Raw genomic sequence first — 17,864 nt, 5'->3', positions numbered from 1 at the left:
TCAGATTTGTCCACCACCCGCCGCCGGTCTGGAGCCCCGTCATGGTCTGGCAGTTCTTCGTCGTCGTGATCGCCTCGATCGTATTCCCCACCGCCGCACTGCTGTTCATGATCGGCGGGCCGACCTACCGCGACCGGCGCGACTGAAGGAGCGCGCCGGACCGGCCGGGACATGGCAAGGTGTGCCTTGCACACCAGTCTCGTCCAGGAGGTCACCATGAGCAGCGACGCACCCGAATCCGTCGAGCCGCAGGCGCCGGAGGCCGCAGCGGATGCCCAGGCCGCGCCGGACGACGTCAAGGCCAAGTTCCTGGCCGCCCTCCAGCGCAAGCACGGCGCCCGTACGGACGCCTCGGGCGGCGGCCCCGGCGGCGAGTCGAAGATCCACGGCACCCACTCGGCGGCGGGCGGCAAGCGCAACTTCCGCCGCAAGAGCGGCGGCTGAGCCACCCGGCAACGGGGCGGTCTCCCCTTGGGAGGCCGCCCCGCTCTCATGCGGGCGCCCGGCGGGAACTGTCGGACAGGGCCTACAGCCGCCCGAGGGCCTCGGCGGGGCGCTCCCGCAGTGCCAGCCGCCCCGGGAGGGCGGTCGCGGCCAGGGCCAGGGCGCCGGCCAGGGCGAGTACCGCGCCGTAGGCCGTCCACCCCCAGCTCGGGGCCGCCGTGCCGGTCATACCGAGGCTGAAGGCGGTCAGCACCACGAGCGCTATGCCCGAGCCCAGCACCACTCCGGTGGCCACCACGCCGAGTGCCTCGAGGCGGAGCATCCGCAGGACCTGCCGACGGGTGGTGCCGGTCAGCCGCAGCAGTGCGAACTCGCGAGCCCGGCCGGCGGTCGACATCGCGAGCGTGTTGACCACCGAGATCGCGGTGAAGGCCAGGACCAGGCCCATGGCCAGGTGGTTCACCTCCACGTTGGACTGCTGCACCTCGGCCGCGAGCCGCCCGGCCCCGGCCCGGTCGAGGACCACCACACCGGGGAACCGTGCGACCGCCGCGTCGAGCCGGTCCTTGGTGACACCCGTCCCCGCCGCCACCGCGACGGCCGGGGAGAGCGGGTCGTCCACGTGCCCGGACACCAGCGCGTGCGACATCGTCAGGTCGCCGAATCCCAGCCCCCTGGAGTACACCGCCCTGACGGAGAGCGCGGCCGGCGTGCCGTCGCCGAGGGTGAGCCGGAGGGTGTCTCCCGGATGCGACCCGAGTGCCTTCGCCGCCCGCTCGCTCAGCGCGATGTCCCCGTCGCCGAAGCCCGCGAGCGAACCGGAGGTCACCCCCGGGTCCCAACTCTCCGTCAGGTCACGGGTGGTGACGCCCTGGGCGGTGTACTTCTCCAGGCCGATCCGGACGGTGGTGCGGACGGTCTCGGTCACCGCGGTCACCCCGGGCAGCGCCCGGACCGCCGCCGCTGCCTCGGCCGGGACTCCCGGAGCCGTCGCGACCAGCGTCCAGCGGGCGCGGCTGCCGTCCGCGGCCTGACGGGTGGCGGCCGAGCCGAGGGTGCTCCCGGCGAACAGCACCGTGCAGACCATCGCAATGAGCAGGGTCAGCGGCACCGCGGCGGCGGCCAGCCGACGGGGGTCGGTCCGCAGGTTGGCGGCGGCCAGATGGCCGCTGACCCGGGAGCCGCGCAGCACCGTACCGATCACGGCGGCCGCGATCCGGCCGAGCAGCGGGCCGAGCAGCGAGACCACCACCGCCAGCACGATCACGGTCAGGAAGGTCACGGGGGTCGCCCCCGCCTCGGTGTCCAGGCCGGTCAGGACGGCGGCCAGGGTGACCCCGCCCGCCAGCACCAGCAGGCCCGCGAGCATACGCGCCCCGCCGACACCGCGGTCTGTCACGGCGGCCTCGGCCAGCGCCTCCACCGGACGGATCCTGGCTGCCCGCCGGGCCGACAGCCGGGCGGCGGACCATCCGCCGAGAACCGCCGCGAGGACCGCCGCCGCCATCGGGAAGAAGCCGACGGAGACCTGCAGCGTGGCCGGGACGGCCCCGAGCTCGACGAACCGGCCGTGCAGCCAGTACGCCACCGGCAGGCCCGCCACCGAACCGAGGAGCCCGCCCGCCAAACCGATCAGCAGCGCCTCCCGTCCGATCATCCGGCGCAGCTGGCGAGGCGTGACGGCCACCGCGCGGAGCAGGGCGATCTCCCGGGCCCGCTGCTGGATGCCCAGAGCGAAGGTGCCCGTGACCACCAGGACGGCCACCAGCAACGCGGTGCCCCCGATCGCGCCGCCCATGCTGACCAGCCTGATCCGCGCGTTGGCCGCGTCCAGGAACTCCACCGGGCCCCGGTCCGCGCCGAGATGAACGGTGGCGCCGGTGCCGGCCAGCGCCGGGGCGAGGTCCTTGGCGAGCTTCTTGGGGTCGACGCCCGGCCGGGGCAGGACACCGATCACGCTCACCTGCCCGGGGTGGGCGGCGAGCCGGACGGTCTCCGCCTCACTGAAGAACAGAGCGCCCTGCTCGGCCAGTCGGGCGTTCGCCAGGCCGCTGATCCGGTACTCGGCCGGCGCCTGGGTGGAGCGTACGGTCACCCGGTCCCCGACGCGCAGGCCTCGGCGGGCCGCCAGGCCCCGGTCGAGCACCACCTCGTCGGCGGCCTGCGGGGCCCGGCCCTCGGCGAGCGTGGCCGGGGTCAGTGCCGCCGAGGCCCAGGAGTGCCCGTACGTGGGCCGGTCGTCGGTCTTCAACAGCTGAGCGGGAAACGTCAGTTCGGGGATGACCGCGCCGACGCCCGGGACTGCGGCAAGCCGGTCGGTCGACGATGCCGGCAGCCAGACCCGCTCGGCGAGCGGCTTGGCCTTGTGCTTGACCTTGGTCTTGCCCTTCTTCTCCTTGACGGTGTCCTGGTGGACGTTCTGGTCGCCCGCCACCACGATCGGGGCGGCTGCGAAGCGTTCGGTGCGGATCTCACCGCGCAGGCCGGTCTCCAGCAGCGCGCCGCAGGCGGTGATCAGCACGGCGGCGCAGAACAGCGCGAGGAACGCGCCGGCGAAGGAGCCCTTCCGGGCGCGCAGGGTCCGCAGGGCGAAGGAGAGCGGCATCAGGACCACGCCCCGAGGTGCGTCATCCGCTCGGCCACCAGCTCGGCGGTGGGCGCGTCGGTGCGGCCGGCCAGCCTGCCGTCGGCCAGGTAGAGCACGGTGTCGGCGTAGGAGGCGGCGAGCGGGTCGTGGGTGACCATCACCACGGTCTGGCCGGTCTCGTCCACGCAGCTGCGCAGCAGGCCGAGGATCTGCCGGGCGGTGACGGTGTCCAGTGCGCCGGTCGGCTCGTCGCCGAACAGGACGTCGGGGCCGGCGATCAGGGCGCGGGCGATCGCCACCCGTTGCTGCTGGCCGCCGGAGAGCTGCGCCGGACGGTGGCGTTCGCGCCCCTCCAGCCCCACCCGGCCGAGCATGGCCTCCAGTTGGCCGCGGCCCGGGCGGCGTCCGGCCAACCTGAGGGGCAGCTCGATGTTCTGACGGACCGTCAGTGCACCGACCAGGTTGAACGCCTGGAAGACGAACCCGATCCGGGCCCGGCGCAGTTCGGTCAGCCTCGTCTCGTTCATCCCGGTCAGGTCGGTGCCGCCGAGCTCGACGCGGCCGGAGGTGGGCGAGTCCAGGCCGGCGGCACAGTGCAGGAAGGTCGACTTGCCGGAGCCCGAGGGCCCCATCACGGCGGTGAAGGAGCCGCGCGGGATGGTCAGCGACACATCGTCAAGGGCCCGGACGGGGTTGGTTCCCCGGCCGTACGTCCGGGTGACGGAGGTCAGCCGGACGGCGGGGGCTGAGTCGGCGTGGGCGCGTTCGCCGGTGGTGCTGGGGTGCTCGTACGCTGCGGCCCTGAGCTGGTTCGACATGCCTCAAGGCTCGCCCTCCGGGGGGTGCCGGCACAGTGCGGCGGGCCAGCCGATCCGGCCTCGGGTTATCCCCACCGGGTCACGGTGGTCAGCCAGGGCCCAGCACCCGCTCGACGGCTGCCGCCCAGCTCAGCAGCTGCTCGTCCGCGCTCTCCGCACCGACGAGCTGCAGGCCGAGCGGCAGGCCCTCGGGGGTGTTTCCGGCGGGCACGGTCACGGCCGGCAGGCCCGCGTGGCTCCAGGGCAGCGACATGATCGCGTCGCCGGTGCTGTCCAGCCCGAGCGGCGCCGGGCCGGTGGCCGCCGGGGTGATCCACAGGTCGACGCCCTCGCCCGTCATCACCTCGGCCAGCCGCCGCCGGAAGCCGCTCCTGGCGTGGAGCGCCGCCGCGTAGGCCGTCCCGGAGATCTCGTGCCCGCGCCGGATGGCGGCCGCCGTCTCGGGCCGGTAGAGACCCCCGAAGCGGGGGAACAGCTCGGCGTGGACGCGGGCCAGCTCGTAGCGGTTGACCGCCTGGAGGGTCCGGACCACGTCGTCGAGATCGTCCAGCAGCTCGACCCGGCGAATGGTCATGCCGCGATCGCGCAGGCCGTCCAGCTGCCGGGCGAAGGCGGAACGGGCGGCCGGCTCGGCCTGGTCCAGGTACGGCCCCACCGGCACACCGAGCACCGGGGAGCGGGTCTCGGCGGCCGGGCTCCAGCCGTCGCACAGGACGGCGGCCGCGAGCGCCGCGCCCGCCACGTCGGCGGTGAACACCCCCACGGTGTCCAGGCTCGGTGCGTTGGCGATCACGCCGTCCGCCGGGATCCGCCCGTACGTCGGCCGGAAGCCCACCACCCCGCAGTACGCCGCCGGGCGGATCACCGAGCCGATCGTCTGGGTGCCGACGGCCAGCGGGACCAGCCCGGCCGCGACGGCCGCCGCCGAGCCGCTGCTGGAACCCCCCGGGGTGTGCGCGAGATCGTGCGGGTTCCTGGTCGGTCCCGGCGCGTTGACCGCGAACTCCGCCGTGACGGTCTTGCCCGCCACCAGCGCACCCGCCTCCCGCAGCCGTCCCACCAGCGAGGCCTGCGGCCCGGCGAGCACCCCGGGCGGCAGCGTGGACCCGGCATGGGTGGGGAGCCCGTCCACCTGGATCACGTCCTTGATCCCCACCGGGACGCCGTAGAGCACCGGCCGGCCGGCCGGGTCCTGCCACCGGTCCGTGACGGCGCGGGCCTCGGCGGCGAGCCGCTCGTACCGTCCCGGCTCGGGCGTGAAGGCCCGGACCAGCGGGTCGACCCGGTCGATCCGGGTGCACAGCCGCTCGACGTGCAGCTGCAGCTCCGGCCGGCCGGCGCGCAGCGCGGCTGCCTCACCGACCAGCGGGATCAGCGGCTCCGTGGGCTCCATGGACTCCACGCTACGGCCGGAGGGTCGTCACTGAGACTGCTCGCGGTACTCGTGCTCGGTGGGCAGGTACGGGGCCTCGCGCAGGAAGAGCGCCCCGCAGGTGTGGCAGGAGAGGTTGGGCTGCTCGGCCCAGTGCGTCGGATCGCGGGTCTCCGCGTCGGCGTCCAGCTCGCGGCCGCACATCGCCGTGGTGTCCTCCCCGGCCACGATGTGCCAGGTCTTCACGCCGTCGGCCGGACCGCCGGGGCCGTACTGGGCTCGCATCTGATGCATCATGATCACCATGGTGCGAAGGCCCCGGCCGGCGGGCAATTTCTACTACGCCTTCGGAGGCACCGCATCAGCAGTCGGCGTCAGGCTGCCGTGGAGCCGCAGCCGGGCGATGCCGCCGTCCGGGAAGACGTCGAGCCGGACGGTGGTCGCCGGACGGGGCTCGCCGACCAGCAGACGATGGACCGCATCCGGCTGCAGGCGGGTGCGCGGCGTCAGCTCGAACCAGTCGCCCTCGCCGTCCCGGCCGTACAGTGTGGCCCAACCGGCCGCGTTCCCGACGTAGTTGGCGGTGTCGATCTCGACCGCACGGATCTCGCCCCGGCCCGCCAGCCGCAGCCGTACCCAGTCGTGGCCCTGGTCGCGGCGCCGCCGGTTCTCCCAGCCGTCGCCCATGACCTGCGACTTTCCGGGCATGATGAGGTTCGCGGGCGGGGAGTAGAAGCGGTCGGAAGCATCCTCGATCGAGCCGCCGTTCTCCAGCGCCGCCAGGTCGAAGGTGCCGAGCGCAGCGAGCCAGGCGAGGTCCGGGCGGGCCTCGCCGTACACGCGCAGGCGGGCGATGCCGCCGTCCGGGTACTGCTTCAGCCGCAGGTGGGTGACGCGGGAGCGGTCGGCCGTCGCAAAGCCGTTGGCAGCGTGGCCGCGCACCGGTGAACGCGGCACGAGCGGCCGCCAGTCGGCCTCGGCGAGCTCCGCAGGGCCCGGGGTGCCGGGCAGTTCGACGGCCTCGATGCCGATCTCCGGCGGGTAGTTGCCGCGGAAGTGCGCGGTGTCGACGATCACGCCGTGCACAACTCCGGGGACTCCCAGGCGGATCAGCGCCCAGTCGTGGTCGTCGGCGGTCGGGTACGGGCTCCCGTCCTCGCCGCCGCGCCGCCGACGGGTCTCCCAACCGTCCATCACCTGGCCCTTGTTGCCGAAGGTGTGCGGGCGGAACTCGGCCGGGCCCGGCAGCAGCAGGTTCTCCCGCTCGGCGAACAGCTCGTCGTTGGCGGCGATCACCGCGCCGCCGAGGCGGCGGTCGGCGAGGTCGGTCAGTTCGGTGAAGGCGAAGTCGGCGTGCTGGTAGTCGGCGTACGGGTCTGCGGTGGACACAGCGGCACCTCTCGGAGGAATCGGGGCTGGTGGATCCACCTTGGCCTCGACGCATCTGTTAGGTCCATCGCAAAGTTCTGAGCAAATCGTTCAGCCAGCCTTCACGGATGCCTTGAGCTCGGCCAGCACGCGTTGCAGCGGGGGTGCGCCCTCCGTCCCGGTGCGGACCGCCGCCACCACCTGACGGGTCGGCAGGTCGGCCGGCAGCGCCCTGACCACCGCTCCGGCCCGGCGGTCCGCCGAGGCCAGCCGCGGCACGAGCGCGACCCCGAGGCCGCCGGCCACCATGGCCAGGATGGCCGCCCAGTCGGCGGCGGTGTGGGCCCGCTCGGGCACGAAACCGGCGTCCGCGCAGGCGGCCAGGGTGATGTCCCGCCAGGGGCCGGTGCTGCCGTAGATCCACGGCTCGTGCGCAAGGTCCGCCAGTCGCAGACCGGAGGCCTCTGCGAGCGGGTGCCCGGCGGGCAGGGCCACGTCCAAGGGGTCGCTGAGCAGCGCGGACTGGACGAACCTCGGGTCGCGTACCGAGGGCAGCTGCACGGCCAGCGAGACCGCCAGGTCCACCTCGCCGCCGGCCAGCAGGCGATACGCGTCGGCGGCCTCGGCCTCCAGCACCCGGACGGTCAGCTGCGGCGCGGACTCCCGGAGCCGGCCGATCGCCGGTACGACCAGTCCGCCTATCGCGGTGGCGAAAGCGCCGATCCGCACCTCGCCCGCCACCCCGTGCAGGTAGCCGGCCAGCTCGGCCTCGGCCTGCTCCAACTGCCCGAACACCCGCTCGGCATGGCCCAGCACCAGCCGGGCGGCGGCGGTCAGCCGCACCCGGCGGCCGTACGGCTCCAGCATCGGCGCACCCAACTGCCGGGCCAGCGTGGCGAGCTGCTGGGACACCGCGGACGGCGTCATCCGCAGGCGCTCGGCGGCGGCGGTCACCGTGCCGCACTCGTCCAGCGCCTGCAGCACCCGCAACTTCCTCAGATCCCAGTCGGTCACCCGGCCAGGCTAGGGCTCACGCAGTGCCCCGGGGGCGCGAGGCGACGCAGTCGGTGCACCACCAGGGGCGCGTGGGGGCACCTCCCGGCCGAAGGCTGGGGGAGAACTGCGCGAAACCGGAAGGCACAGTGCGGCAGACGGCTACGGCCGACAGTGCAACGGGCTCTTCCGTGAACAGCGCGGCCTCGGGACCTTCCGTCCCGCGCAGTTCCCCGCGCCCCCACCGGCCGGCCCGCCACGCAGCGGAACCGGTGCACCCGCGCCTCTGGAGGCGGGAGTCAGGAGGCCGCGCGGAGGAGGGAGTCGTCCTGCCACTTGAGGACCTTGTCGAAGCTCACGATGGCACCGCGTAGCGGGTGGTTGCGGAGCTGGACGTGGTCGGTGAGGGCGTGGATCAGGAAGAGGCCGCGGCCGCTCTCGCCGTCGAGGTCCGGCATGGTGTCGAGGTCCGGCGGGCGGGTGGCCGTGAGGGTGGGGCGGCCGGCCGGGAGGACGTGGGTGTCGTACGGGGCCGGCCGGTCCGCGTTGCGGGGGCGGTGCGCACTCAGCAGGGAGGGCAGGGTGGCGCGGCCCCGGCGGGGACGACATCGGCCGGCAGGACGGGCCGGCGGGGCGGCGGACTGGCGGCGCAGCCGGGGCAGCGGCGGCGGGGCGACGGCCGCTGCGATCGGCGGCAGGCCGGGGCCCGAGTCGACCACCTCGATGCGCAGCCGGTCGCCCGCGATCGAGGCGGTGACCTGGAAGCCCTCGTCGGGCCGGCCGCTGACGGCGTGCTCGACCGCGTTGGCACACGCCTCGGTGAGCGCGATGCCGAGGTCGAAGGAGATCTGCGGGTCGACCCCTGCGGTGTCCATCGCGCCGAGCAGGATGCGGCGGGCCAGCGGCACGCTGGCCGGGTCGCGCTTGAGGTGCAGAGTCCACCAGATGTCCACGGGAGGTCCCTCCTGGCTGCGGCTCCACATACAACTAGGTATCTCCGGCCCATCCGGCGGTGAACCGTGCGGAAGGTCGGGTACCGCCCGTTCGGCGGATGGACTGGCGCAGCAGGGTGTGCCGAGCGGCGCACACGAGCGCGTGCGCGCCGGGGCCGAATGGGTCAATCTGATGTATTTCCGCACCCTCCCCGAGGCCGGAATGTAGGCGGTGAGATGATGACCCGGCCATGAACGACCACGACGCCGCCCCGCGCACAGGCGCCGCCGACCCGCGCTCCTGGGTAGCTGGAGCTCCGGTGTCGGCCGCTGCCTGGGATCTGCGGTTGGCGCGTGCGGTGCCGTTCGCTCTGGTCTGCACCCTGATCGCCGCCGCCGGGCACTGCCTGGCGGGTGGCGGCAATGTCGCCGTACCCGCGCTGGCCGTCGGCTTCGCCGCGGTCTGCGCCCTCGCGGTGCTCCTCGGCGGGCGGGAACGCTCGCTGTTCACCATCGCCGGAGCGCTCGGGGCGGGGCAGCTCGGCCTGCACACCCTCTTCCACACCTTCGGAGCGCAGGCCTCCTCGATGGCCGGCATGCACCACGGCGGTGCGCTGACGCTCCCCGAGGTGGCCGGGCGGCTGCTGTGCGACGACCGCGTCGGCGGCGGGCTCGCCGTCGTACCGCCGGCCACCACGCCCGAACAGGTGGTCAGCGCAGCCGGGCTCGACCCGCAGGCGTACGCCGCCGCTCCGCAGGCCGGTCTGCTCGGGCTGACGCCCGCGATGCTGCTCGGCCACCTCGCCGCCGCCCTGCTGGCCGGCTGGTGGCTGCGGCGCGGCGAGGCCGCGCTCTGGCGGCTGGTGCGGTTGACCGCCACCGCCGCGCAGGAGTACGCCGCCCCGCTGCGTACGGCCTTCGCGCTGCTCGCCGCCCTGCTGCTCGGGACGGCCACCGCCGGCGGGGCCACTCGCGGGACCGCGGTCCGGGCCGAGGACTGGCGGCTGCCCATGGCGGCGGCACTCCGGCACAGCGTGATCCGGCGGGGCCCGCCGGTGGCGGCGTTCGCGCCCTGACCGAAGCTCCTCCGGGGGCCTGGGCGCGCAGAAGCGCAGCCGTACCCGTCGACGCGGTACGGCCGTCACCCACAGCCCGTGCGTACGCGCGCCGCCGTTGCGGCCTGCGCGCGTGCCCGTCTCCCGTTGGAGAACACCCCTATGCGTACCTCTCCTGCCCGTCGTCTCGCCGGTGCCGCCGCCCTTGCCGCCTCGACCGTGATCGCGCTGGCCGCCCCCGCGTTCGCGCACGTCACCGTGCAGCCGGGCAACGCCCAGCAGGGCGGCTACAGCGCCGTCGCCTTCCGGGTGCCGAACGAGAGTGACACCGCCTCCACCATCAAGCTGGAGGTCAGCCTGCCGATGGACCACCCGCTGGCCTCGGTGCGCACCCAGCCGATGCCGGGCTGGACCGCCACGCTGGAGAAGTCCAAGCTCGACAAGCCGCTGAAGTCGCACGGCCAGGACATCAACGAGGCGGTCTCCAAGATCACCTGGACCGCCGACGCCGGGACGAAGATCGCCCCCGGGCAGTTCCAGGAGTTCCGGGTCTCGCTCGGCGCGCTGCCGACCGACACCGAGAAGCTCACCTTCAAGGCGCTGCAGACCTACGACAACGGTGACGTGGTCCGCTGGATCGACGAGGCCAAGGACGGCCAGCCCGAGCCCGCCAAGCCCGCCCCCGTGCTGACCCTCACCAAGGCGGACGCCGCCGCCACCTCCGGTGACCACCACATGAGCGCCTCGCAGGACGACAAGTCCGGCGACCAGGCCTCCGCCAAGTCGGACGACTCCACCGCACGTACCCTCGGCGTGGTCGGCATCGTCGTCGGCGTGATCGGTGCCGCGCTGGGTGTCGCCGGCCTGCGCCGCAAGAGCACCTCCTGAGACCGGGCCGGCGGGGGCCGCGTCTCCCCCACGCGGCCCCCGCCGGCAGCCAGCGCCCCACGATCGGACCCCTCTCCATGCCACTCGCCATGCCCCACAAGAAGCTCCGCCTGCTGGGCGCCGCCGCGCTCGCGCTGACCGCCGCCCTCTCGCTCTCCGCGTGCGGATCGGGCGGCGGCAGCACCGACGGCACCGTCAAGGTCGCCAAGGAGGGCAGCAACTCGCCGTACCGGGCGACGCTGCTGACCAAGCACTTCGAGAAGCCCGACCTGGTGCTGAGCGACACGTCCGGACAGCCGTACGACCTGCGCAAGCAGACCGCGGGCCGGCCCACGCTGCTCTTCTTCGGCTACACCAGCTGCCCGGACGTCTGCCCGACCACCATGGGCGACATCGGCGTCGCGATGTCCAAGCTCTCCCCGGAGGACCAGAAGAAGATCGACGTGGTCTTCGTCTCCACCGACCCCGTGCGCGACACCCCGAAGGTGCTGCGCACCTGGCTGGACTCGATGGGCAAGAGCTTCGTCGGGCTCACCGGCGACCTGGAGAAGGTCAAGGCAGCCGCCAAGCCGCTCGGCATCATGGTCGAGGACCCGATCGTGAACAAGGACGGCAGCGTCACCTCGACGCACGGCGCGCAGGTGCTGGCCTTCCTCCCCTCCGACGACAAGGCGCACCTGCTCTACCTGAGCAACAGCTCGGTGGACGTCTACGCGCACGACCTGGCGCTGCTGGCCAAGGGTGTGGCGGCGTGAGCAGCCAGTTCCGGCGCGGCGCGCTGATCGGCGCGGGCCTGGCCGCCGTGCTGGCGGCCGGGACGATACTGGTCGCCTGCGGCGGCCGGGACTCGAGCGGGGAGTCCGACCGGGCCGCGGCCAGGCTCAGCGTCATCGACTCCTACATCCCGGCGCCGGCCACCCCGGGCGGCTCGGCCGCCGGGTATCTGACGGTTCGTAACGACGGCGCCGGCACCGACCAGCTGGTCAAGGTCAGCAGCCCGGCGGCGAAGTCGGTGACCATGCACCGCTCGACCGAGAGCTCCATGGAGGAGGTGACCAGCCTCCAGGTGCCCGCGCACGGCGCGTTGCAGCTCTCCCGGGGTGGAACCCACCTCATGATCGGGGACTGGGCCAAGGCCCCCGCCGTCGGCGACCAGCTCGAACTGGACCTCACCTTCGCCAAGGGCGAGACCATTGCCGTCCAGGTGCCCGTCAAGCCCCTCACCTACCGACCCGGGAGCTAGCCGCACATGTTGAAGAGGCTTGGTGCCCTGCTGGCGGTCGTCGGCACGGCCGTCGCGCTGCTGCTGGGCGGGGCCGGGACGGCCGCCGCGCACGCCACGCTGGTCTCCACCGACCCGGCGCAGAACGCGGTGGTCCCCACCGCGCCCTCCGCCGTGACGCTGACCTTCAGCGAGGGCGTCTCGCTCTCCTCGGACTCCGTCCGCGTGCTCGGCCCGGCCGGCAAGGCCGTCGACAACGGCGACCCCGGCCACGCCGACGGCAAGGCCAACACCGCCCGGGTCTCGCTCAGCAGCGGCCTGGCCAACGGCACCTACACCGTGGCCTGGCGCGCCGTCTCGGAGGACTCGCACCCGATCGGCGGCGCCTTCACCTTCTCCATCGGCGCACCCTCCGCCACCGTGGTCTCCACCTCCTCCCTCCGGAGCGCCGAACCGGACGCCCTGGTCGCCGCCGCGTACGGCACCGGACGGGTGATCGCGTACGCCGCCTTCGCGCTGCTGGTCGGCACCGCCGCGTTCGTGCTGATCTGCTGGCCGCGGGGGGCGGCGGTGCGGCAGGTGCAGCGGCTGCTGATGACGGGCTGGGTCGCCCTGCTGGTCTCCACCGTGGCCGTGCTGCTGCTGCGCGGGCCGTACGAGCGCGGCAGCGGCATCGGTGTGGCGCTGGACCTCTCGCTGGTGCGCAGCACGCTGGACGAGCGGATCGGCACGGCGCTCTCGGCGCGGCTGCTGCTGCTCGCGGCGGCCGGGGTGTTCCTCTCCCTGCTGGTCGGACAGCTCGGGCATCCCCGGGCGGCGGCCGTCGAGGCCGACTCCGACGAGGCCTCGGGAAAGCTGTCCGAGGAGGACGAGCTGCGCCGGCTGGAGCGCCGCGCCGCCGAACGTCCGCTGCGCGACGCCCGGATCGGCCTCGGCGTGGCAGGGCTGGTCCTCGCCGTCGCGCTCTCGGCCACCTGGGTGGCCGCCGACCATGCCTCTGTCGGCATCCAGGTCTGGCTCGCCCTGCCCGCCGGGATGCTGCACCTGCTGGCGATGGCGTTCTGGCTGGGCGGGCTCGCCACGCTGCTGGTCGGGCTGCGGCACGGCCTGGAGGCCCGCGCCGTCGAGCTCTTCTCGAAGCTGGCTCTCGGCGCCGTCTCGGTGCTCGCCGTCACCGGCCTCTACCAGGCGTGGCGCGGCGTCGGCTCGTGGGGCGCGCTCGTCGACACCGCGTACGGGCGGCTGCTGTTGATCAAGATCGGCTTCGTGGTGGCGATGGTCGGCGTGGCGTGGATGTCCCGCTCCTGGGTCGCCCGGCTGCGGACCGCCCCCGACACCTCCGCGGTGGCAGCCTCCGGACCCGCCGTGACCGCCGCCGCCGACTCCGAGGATCCGGTACGGAAGGCGCAGCTGGCCCGCCAGCAGGCGGCCCGGGACACCGCGACCGTCCGCCGGAGCCAGGACGGCACACCGGCGCGGGCCGGGCTGCGCCGCTCGGTGCTGGTCGAGACCGCCATCGCGGCGGCGGTGCTGGTGGTCACCACCATGCTGACCAACTCGCCGCCCGGCCGGGTCGCCCAGGCCGTCGCCGCCTCTCCGCAGACCCCCGTGCCGGGTGGCGCGATTCCCGGGACGACCGTGCCGGGGAAGACCGTCGAGCTCAAGATCCCGTACGACACCGGTGGGAAGACCCCGAACGCCAAGGGCACGGCCACCGTGGGCATCAACCCGGCCGGGGTCGGTGGCAACACCGTCCGGCTCACCCTCACCGACGCGGCCGGGAAGCCGGTCGAGGTGCCCGAGCTGACGCTGGCGTTCACGCTGCCGGACCGCGACCTCGGGCCGCTGCCCGTGAAGCTGGACGCGGACGGCACCGGGCAGTGGTCCGGGAGCGCGCAGCTGCCGCTGGCGGGCAACTGGGTGGTGTCGGTGACCGTACGGTCCTCGGACATCGACCAGGCGACCGCGGTTCAGCCGCTGAAGATCGGATGAGCCGGCATGGGTGAGGGCTTCTCCCGGCGGACGCTGCTCGGCAGCGGGGCCGCCGGGCTGGCGGTCGGCGTGGCCGGCGGTGTACTGGGCAGCGAGGCCGTCGCGGCCGGCCCGGAACCGCTCGGCAGGGTGACCGTCCCGTTCCACGGGGCGCAGCAGGCCGGGATCCTGCAGGGCCAGCAGGCACGGGTGCAGCTGGCAGCGTTCGACCTGGCGGCCGGCACCGGGCGGGACGGGCTGCGGCAGCTGATGAAGCGCTGGTCAGGGACCGCCGCCCGGCTGGCGCGCGGTGAGTCCGCGGGCGAGCACGAGAACCAGATCGCGCTCGACGCCGGGCCCTGCGCGCTGACCGTCACCTTCGGGTTCGGCGCCTCGCTGTTCGCCGAGGCCGGGATCACCGGGCAGCTCCCGCCCGCCCTGGCAGCGCCGCTGCCGGACTTCCCCGGGGACGCGCTGGACCGCGCCCGCAGCGACGGCGACCTGTGGGTGCAGATCGGGGCGGACGACGCGCTGGTGGCCTTCCACGCACTGCGGGTGCTCCAGCAGCAGGCGGCCGGCCTGGCCGCCCTGCGCTGGCAGATGGCCGGCTTCAGCCGCACGCCGGGCGCCACCGACCGCCCCATGACGGGCCGGAACCTGATGGGCCAGGTCGACGGCACCAACAACCCCAGGCCGGGCCAGGACGGCTTCGCCGCCAAGGTCTTCGCGGACGGGCCCGGCTGGCTGGCCGGCGGCTCGTACGTGGTGTTCCGACGGATCCGGATGCTGCTGGACAACTGGGAGAACCTGCCGACGGACCGTCAGGAGCGGGTGATCGGCCGCCGCAAGTCGGACGGTGCACCGCTGTCCGGCGGCGGCGAGACCACCCCGGCCGACCTGGCCGGGCAGAACGCCGACGGCACCCTGGCGATCCCGGCCGACGCACACATCCGGGTCGCGGCACCGGCCTCCAACGGCGGTGCGACGATGCTGCGCCGGGGCTTCTCCTACCAGGACGGGCTGCTGCCGGACGGCTCGCTCGACGCCGGGCTGCTGTTCATCGCCTTCCAGGCAGACCCGGCCCGCGGGTTCGTCCCGGTCCAGCGCAAGCTGGCGCGCGCCGACAGCCTGTCGCGGTTCCTGCGGCACGAGGCGAGCGGGCTGTACGCCGTCCCGCCGGGCGCGCCGGAGGGCGGGTACGTGGGGCAGGCACTGCTGGAGGGATGACCACGGCCTCTCCCGGTGAGTGCGGGTGCCCACGAAGCGGAATGCTTCGATGCCCGTCGCCCGGACTGGCTAAGGTTGCAAGTCGAGCACCCCTGCGCATCACCCCTTTCGTACGGAGGCGGCATGTCGGCCACCCGCTACACCTATCTCGGGCCCGCGGGCACCTTCACGGAGGCCGCGCTGCGCACCCTGCCCGAGGCGGCGACCCGGGAGCTGGTGCCGCTCGCCTCGGTGCCGGCGGCGCTGGACGCGGTCCGGGCGGGCGAGGCCTCCGGCGCGTTCGTCCCGGTGGAGAACTCGGTGGAGGGCGCGGTCACCGCGACCAGCGACGAGCTGGCCGCCGGCAAGCCGCTGATGATCTACCGCGAGGTGCTGCTGCCGATCGCCTTCGCGCTGCTGGTGCGGCCGGGCACCACACTGGACGACATCAAGACCGTCACCAGCCACCCCGTCGCCCAGCCGCAGGTCCGCCGGTGGATCGCCGCCAACCTGCCGGACGCGCGCTGGGAGTCGGCCGCCTCCAACGCCGACGGCGCCCGGCTGGTGCAGGAGGGCCGCTTCGACGGGGCCTTCGCGGGCGAGTTCGCCGCGCCGCTGTACGGGCTCGAGCCGCTGGTCAGTGACATCCACGACGCGGAGAACGCGACCACCCGTTTCGTTCTGGTCGGCCGGCCCGGGCGGGTCTCCTCGCCGACCGGTGCGGACAAGACCTCGATGGTGGTCTGGCTGCGCGACGACCACCCGGGCGCGCTGCTGGAGCTGCTGCAGGAGTTCGCGGTGCGCGGGGTCAACCTGATGCGGATCGAGTCCCGGCCGACCGGCGAGGGCATCGGGAACTACTGCTTCCTGATCGACTGCGAGGGGCACCTGAGCGAGCGCAGGGTGAGCGATGCCCTGATGGGGCTCAAGCGGATCTGCCCCCAGGTGCGTTTCCTCGGTTCGTACCCGAGGGCCGATGAGGGGAAGCCGACCCCGCGGCGGCCGGGCACCTCGGACGAGGATTTCAGCGCCGCGGCGGACTGGCTCTCGCGCTGCCTGGACGGCCGCGGCGAACTCTGATCGATTTCGGTCACGATCGACCACGAGTGCGACAATTCTCGACGCGCCGGGAGCTTCACCCGTACGGTCGAGTAACCGCTCCGCCGTGGTACGCCCGGGCACGGGGCAGGTCGGCGGGCGTCATCCACAGGCCTGACGGCCGTCCACAGGCGGCCGGTCCGTAAGTTATCCACAGTTATCCACAGGCCTGGGGATGAGTCGACAAACCGGCATATCCACTGGAGAGCCCGGTCAGATCATCAGCTAGCTGCGCAGAGCCGACTAATCGGACCAGAGTCACCCTTGATCCATCAAATCACCCGCCCGAGTGCATGAATTCCCTCACCTGAGAGGGTGTATTGAGGTTTGAAACCTCAATTCCTCTGCAGATCGGGAGTCGGTCCTTCACAAGGCAGCAATCCACAGGCGCGGCTCCCGGCCTGTGGACAAAGCCCTCGGCGCCAGTTGCCCACAGTAGTTATCCACAGGCTGAGCCAAGTTATCCCCAGGCTCCGTCCACCACCCCCGGGACCCTGACCTGCGGCTGAGCGGCAGGGGCGGGACACGATCGCAGATACTCGGACAGAAAGCGACATATCCGGCGCCGTACTGTCGGCGACAAACCGGTTCCGGTACGGGGCCCCGGCCCCGGTAGGCTGGGCCCCGTGATTGACCTTCGCCTGCTTCGTGAGGACCCAGACCGAGTGCGCGCCTCGCAGCGCGTCCGTGGTGAGGACGTCGACCTCGTCGACGCCCTCCTCTCCGCCGACGAACGGCGCCGGTCCTCGGGCAGTCGCTTCGACGAGCTGCGCAACGAGCAGAAGCTGCTCGGCAAGCAGATCCCCAAGGCCCAGGGCGACGAGAAGGCCGCGCTGCTCCAGCGTGCCTCCACGCTGGCCGCCGAGGTCAAGGCCGCCGACGCCGAGCAGGCCGAGGCGAAGGAGGAGGCCGACCGCCTGGTCCGCCAGCTCGCCAACCTGATCGACCCGGCCGCGCCGGTCGGCGGCGAGGAGGACTTCCTCACGCTGGAGGAGATCGGCACCCCGCGCGACTTCGCGGCCGAGGGCTTCGAGCCCAAGGACCACGTCGAGCTGGGCCGGATCCTCGGCGCGATCGACACCGAGCGCGGCGCCAAGGTGGCCGGCTCGCGTTCCTACTACCTGACCGGTGTCGGCGCGCTGCTGGAGCTCGCCCTGGTCAACATGGCGATCGCGCAGGCCACCGCGGCCGGCTTCATCCCGATGATCACCCCGGCCCTGGTCCGCCCGGCGGCCATGGACGGCACCGGCTTCCTCGGGCAGGCGGCGGAGAACGTCTACTTCCTGGAGGAAGAGGACCGCTACCTGGTCGGCACCAGCGAGGTCCCGCTCGCCGCGTACCACATGGACGAGATCATCGACGTCGAGAAGCTGCCGCTGCGGTACGCCGGCTACTCGTCCTGCTTCCGCCGTGAGGCCGGGACGTACGGCAAGGACACCCGCGGCATCATCCGGGTGCACCAGTTCGAGAAGGTCGAGATGTTCGTCTACACCACGCCGGAGGAGGCGGAGGCCGAGCACCGCCGCCTGCTCCAGTGGGAGAAGGACTTCCTCAACGCCCTGGAGCTGCCGTACCGGGTGATCGACGTCGCCTCGGGCGACCTCGGCGCCTCGGCCGCGCGCAAGTTCGACATCGAGGCGTGGATCCCGACCCAGGGCAAGTACCGCGAGGTCACCTCCACCTCGAACACCACCGAGTACCAGTCCCGCCGGCTGTCGATCCGGATGCGCGAGGAGGGCAACAAGGTCCGCCCGCTCGCGACGCTGAACGGCACCCTGGTCGCCGTCCCGCGCACCATCGTGGCGATCCTGGAGAACCACCAGCAGGCCGACGGCTCGGTCGTCGTCCCGGAGGCGCTCCGGCCGTTCCTCGGCGGTCGCGCCGTCCTGGAGCCCGTCAAGTAGGACCGG

Annotated in this window: 16 protein-coding genes; 9 read left to right on the top strand and 7 right to left on the bottom strand. The window is 73.4% G+C overall.

Going from position 1 to position 17,864, the window contains the following annotated elements; all coding sequences use genetic code 11:
• The first annotated feature begins 216 nt into the window (after positions 1-216).
• Positions 217-444, top strand: coding sequence for a DUF5302 domain-containing protein (locus tag FB465_RS19025; RefSeq protein WP_145792212.1), 228 nt, complete (start codon positions 217-219; stop codon positions 442-444).
• A gap of 82 nt (positions 445-526) precedes the next feature.
• Here FB465_RS19025 and FB465_RS19020 read toward each other — a convergent pair whose 3' ends face one another.
• The 7 genes from FB465_RS19020 to FB465_RS18990 form a co-directional block, all read right to left on the bottom strand.
• The gene (locus FB465_RS19020; protein ID WP_145797440.1) at positions 527-3,049 is read right to left on the bottom strand and encodes an FtsX-like permease family protein; all 2,523 of its coding nucleotides are present in this window, start codon (positions 3,047-3,049) and stop codon (positions 527-529) included.
• Complete coding sequence (locus tag FB465_RS19015) at positions 3,049-3,849, bottom strand: ABC transporter ATP-binding protein (protein WP_145792210.1); 801 nt, start codon at positions 3,847-3,849, stop codon at positions 3,049-3,051. The genes FB465_RS19020 and FB465_RS19015 overlap by 1 nt, the downstream gene beginning before the upstream one ends.
• Before the next feature lie 88 nt (positions 3,850-3,937).
• Positions 3,938-5,242, bottom strand: a complete 1,305-nt coding sequence (locus FB465_RS19010) for an amidase (RefSeq protein ID WP_145792209.1) — start codon at positions 5,240-5,242, stop codon at positions 3,938-3,940.
• A 27-nt stretch (positions 5,243-5,269) separates the two neighbouring features.
• Positions 5,270-5,515: a hypothetical protein gene (locus tag FB465_RS19005; protein WP_246192725.1), complete on the bottom strand. Its 246-nt coding sequence runs from the start codon at positions 5,513-5,515 to the stop codon at positions 5,270-5,272.
• A 45-nt stretch (positions 5,516-5,560) separates the two neighbouring features.
• Positions 5,561-6,610, bottom strand: a complete 1,050-nt coding sequence (alc, locus tag FB465_RS19000) for an allantoicase (RefSeq protein ID WP_246192724.1) — start codon at positions 6,608-6,610, stop codon at positions 5,561-5,563.
• A 90-nt stretch (positions 6,611-6,700) separates the two neighbouring features.
• Positions 6,701-7,603: a LysR family transcriptional regulator gene (locus FB465_RS18995; protein ID WP_145792203.1), complete on the bottom strand. Its 903-nt coding sequence runs from the start codon at positions 7,601-7,603 to the stop codon at positions 6,701-6,703.
• A 278-nt stretch (positions 7,604-7,881) separates the two neighbouring features.
• The gene (locus FB465_RS18990) at positions 7,882-8,535 is read right to left on the bottom strand and encodes an ATP-binding protein (RefSeq protein ID WP_211785820.1); all 654 of its coding nucleotides are present in this window, start codon (positions 8,533-8,535) and stop codon (positions 7,882-7,884) included.
• A gap of 230 nt (positions 8,536-8,765) precedes the next feature.
• Here FB465_RS18990 and FB465_RS18985 point away from each other — a divergent pair, with 230 nt between their 5' ends.
• From FB465_RS18985 to serS, 8 genes are all read left to right on the top strand, one after another.
• Positions 8,766-9,590, top strand: coding sequence for a hypothetical protein (locus tag FB465_RS18985; protein ID WP_246192723.1), 825 nt, complete (start codon positions 8,766-8,768; stop codon positions 9,588-9,590).
• 141 nt (positions 9,591-9,731) lie between these two features.
• Positions 9,732-10,457, top strand: coding sequence for a YcnI family copper-binding membrane protein (locus tag FB465_RS18980; RefSeq protein WP_145792200.1), 726 nt, complete (start codon positions 9,732-9,734; stop codon positions 10,455-10,457).
• A 77-nt stretch (positions 10,458-10,534) separates the two neighbouring features.
• Complete coding sequence (locus tag FB465_RS18975; protein WP_246192722.1) at positions 10,535-11,212, top strand: SCO family protein; 678 nt, start codon at positions 10,535-10,537, stop codon at positions 11,210-11,212.
• Entirely contained in the window at positions 11,209-11,700 is a 492-nt protein-coding gene (locus FB465_RS18970) for a copper chaperone PCu(A)C (protein WP_145792198.1), read from the top strand. The genes FB465_RS18975 and FB465_RS18970 overlap by 4 nt, the downstream gene beginning before the upstream one ends.
• 6 nt (positions 11,701-11,706) lie before the next feature.
• Positions 11,707-13,671: a copper resistance CopC/CopD family protein gene (locus tag FB465_RS18965; protein WP_145792196.1), complete on the top strand. Its 1,965-nt coding sequence runs from the start codon at positions 11,707-11,709 to the stop codon at positions 13,669-13,671.
• A 6-nt stretch (positions 13,672-13,677) separates the two neighbouring features.
• Positions 13,678-14,877 (top strand): iron uptake transporter deferrochelatase/peroxidase subunit, encoded by a 1,200-nt coding sequence (gene efeB, locus FB465_RS18960; RefSeq protein WP_145792194.1) that lies wholly within the window; start codon positions 13,678-13,680, stop codon positions 14,875-14,877.
• Positions 14,878-15,000: 123 nt separating this feature from the next.
• Entirely contained in the window at positions 15,001-15,936 is a 936-nt protein-coding gene (pheA, locus tag FB465_RS18955; protein WP_145792193.1) for a prephenate dehydratase, read from the top strand.
• A 644-nt stretch (positions 15,937-16,580) separates the two neighbouring features.
• On the top strand, positions 16,581-17,858 hold the full coding sequence (gene serS / locus FB465_RS18950; RefSeq protein ID WP_145792191.1) for a serine--tRNA ligase: 1,278 nt from the start codon (positions 16,581-16,583) through the stop codon (positions 17,856-17,858).
• Positions 17,859-17,864: the final 6 nt, after the last annotated feature.

Source organism: Kitasatospora atroaurantiaca (genome assembly GCF_007828955.1).
In the GTDB taxonomy this organism is placed as follows: domain Bacteria; phylum Actinomycetota; class Actinomycetes; order Streptomycetales; family Streptomycetaceae; genus Kitasatospora; species Kitasatospora atroaurantiaca.
The sequence above is the reverse complement of the archived record's forward strand: the minus strand, read 5'-3'. Positions and strand labels throughout refer to the sequence as shown.

Coding starts and splice junctions, on each gene's coding strand:
- FB465_RS19010 (WP_145792209.1), bottom strand. CDS start 5,242: ATGGAGCCCACGGAGCCGCTGATCCCGCTGGTCGGTGAGGCAGCCGCG.
- FB465_RS19015 (WP_145792210.1), bottom strand. CDS start 3,849: ATGTCGAACCAGCTCAGGGCCGCAGCGTACGAGCACCCCAGCACCACC.
- pheA (WP_145792193.1), top strand. CDS start 15,001: ATGTCGGCCACCCGCTACACCTATCTCGGGCCCGCGGGCACCTTCACG.
- efeB (WP_145792194.1), top strand. CDS start 13,678: ATGGGTGAGGGCTTCTCCCGGCGGACGCTGCTCGGCAGCGGGGCCGCC.
- FB465_RS18975 (WP_246192722.1), top strand. CDS start 10,535: ATGCCACTCGCCATGCCCCACAAGAAGCTCCGCCTGCTGGGCGCCGCC.
- FB465_RS19005 (WP_246192725.1), bottom strand. CDS start 5,515: ATGCATCAGATGCGAGCCCAGTACGGCCCCGGCGGTCCGGCCGACGGC.
- FB465_RS18980 (WP_145792200.1), top strand. CDS start 9,732: ATGCGTACCTCTCCTGCCCGTCGTCTCGCCGGTGCCGCCGCCCTTGCC.
- FB465_RS18965 (WP_145792196.1), top strand. CDS start 11,707: ATGTTGAAGAGGCTTGGTGCCCTGCTGGCGGTCGTCGGCACGGCCGTC.
- FB465_RS19020 (WP_145797440.1), bottom strand. CDS start 3,049: ATGCCGCTCTCCTTCGCCCTGCGGACCCTGCGCGCCCGGAAGGGCTCC.
- FB465_RS19025 (WP_145792212.1), top strand. CDS start 217: ATGAGCAGCGACGCACCCGAATCCGTCGAGCCGCAGGCGCCGGAGGCC.
- FB465_RS18985 (WP_246192723.1), top strand. CDS start 8,766: ATGAACGACCACGACGCCGCCCCGCGCACAGGCGCCGCCGACCCGCGC.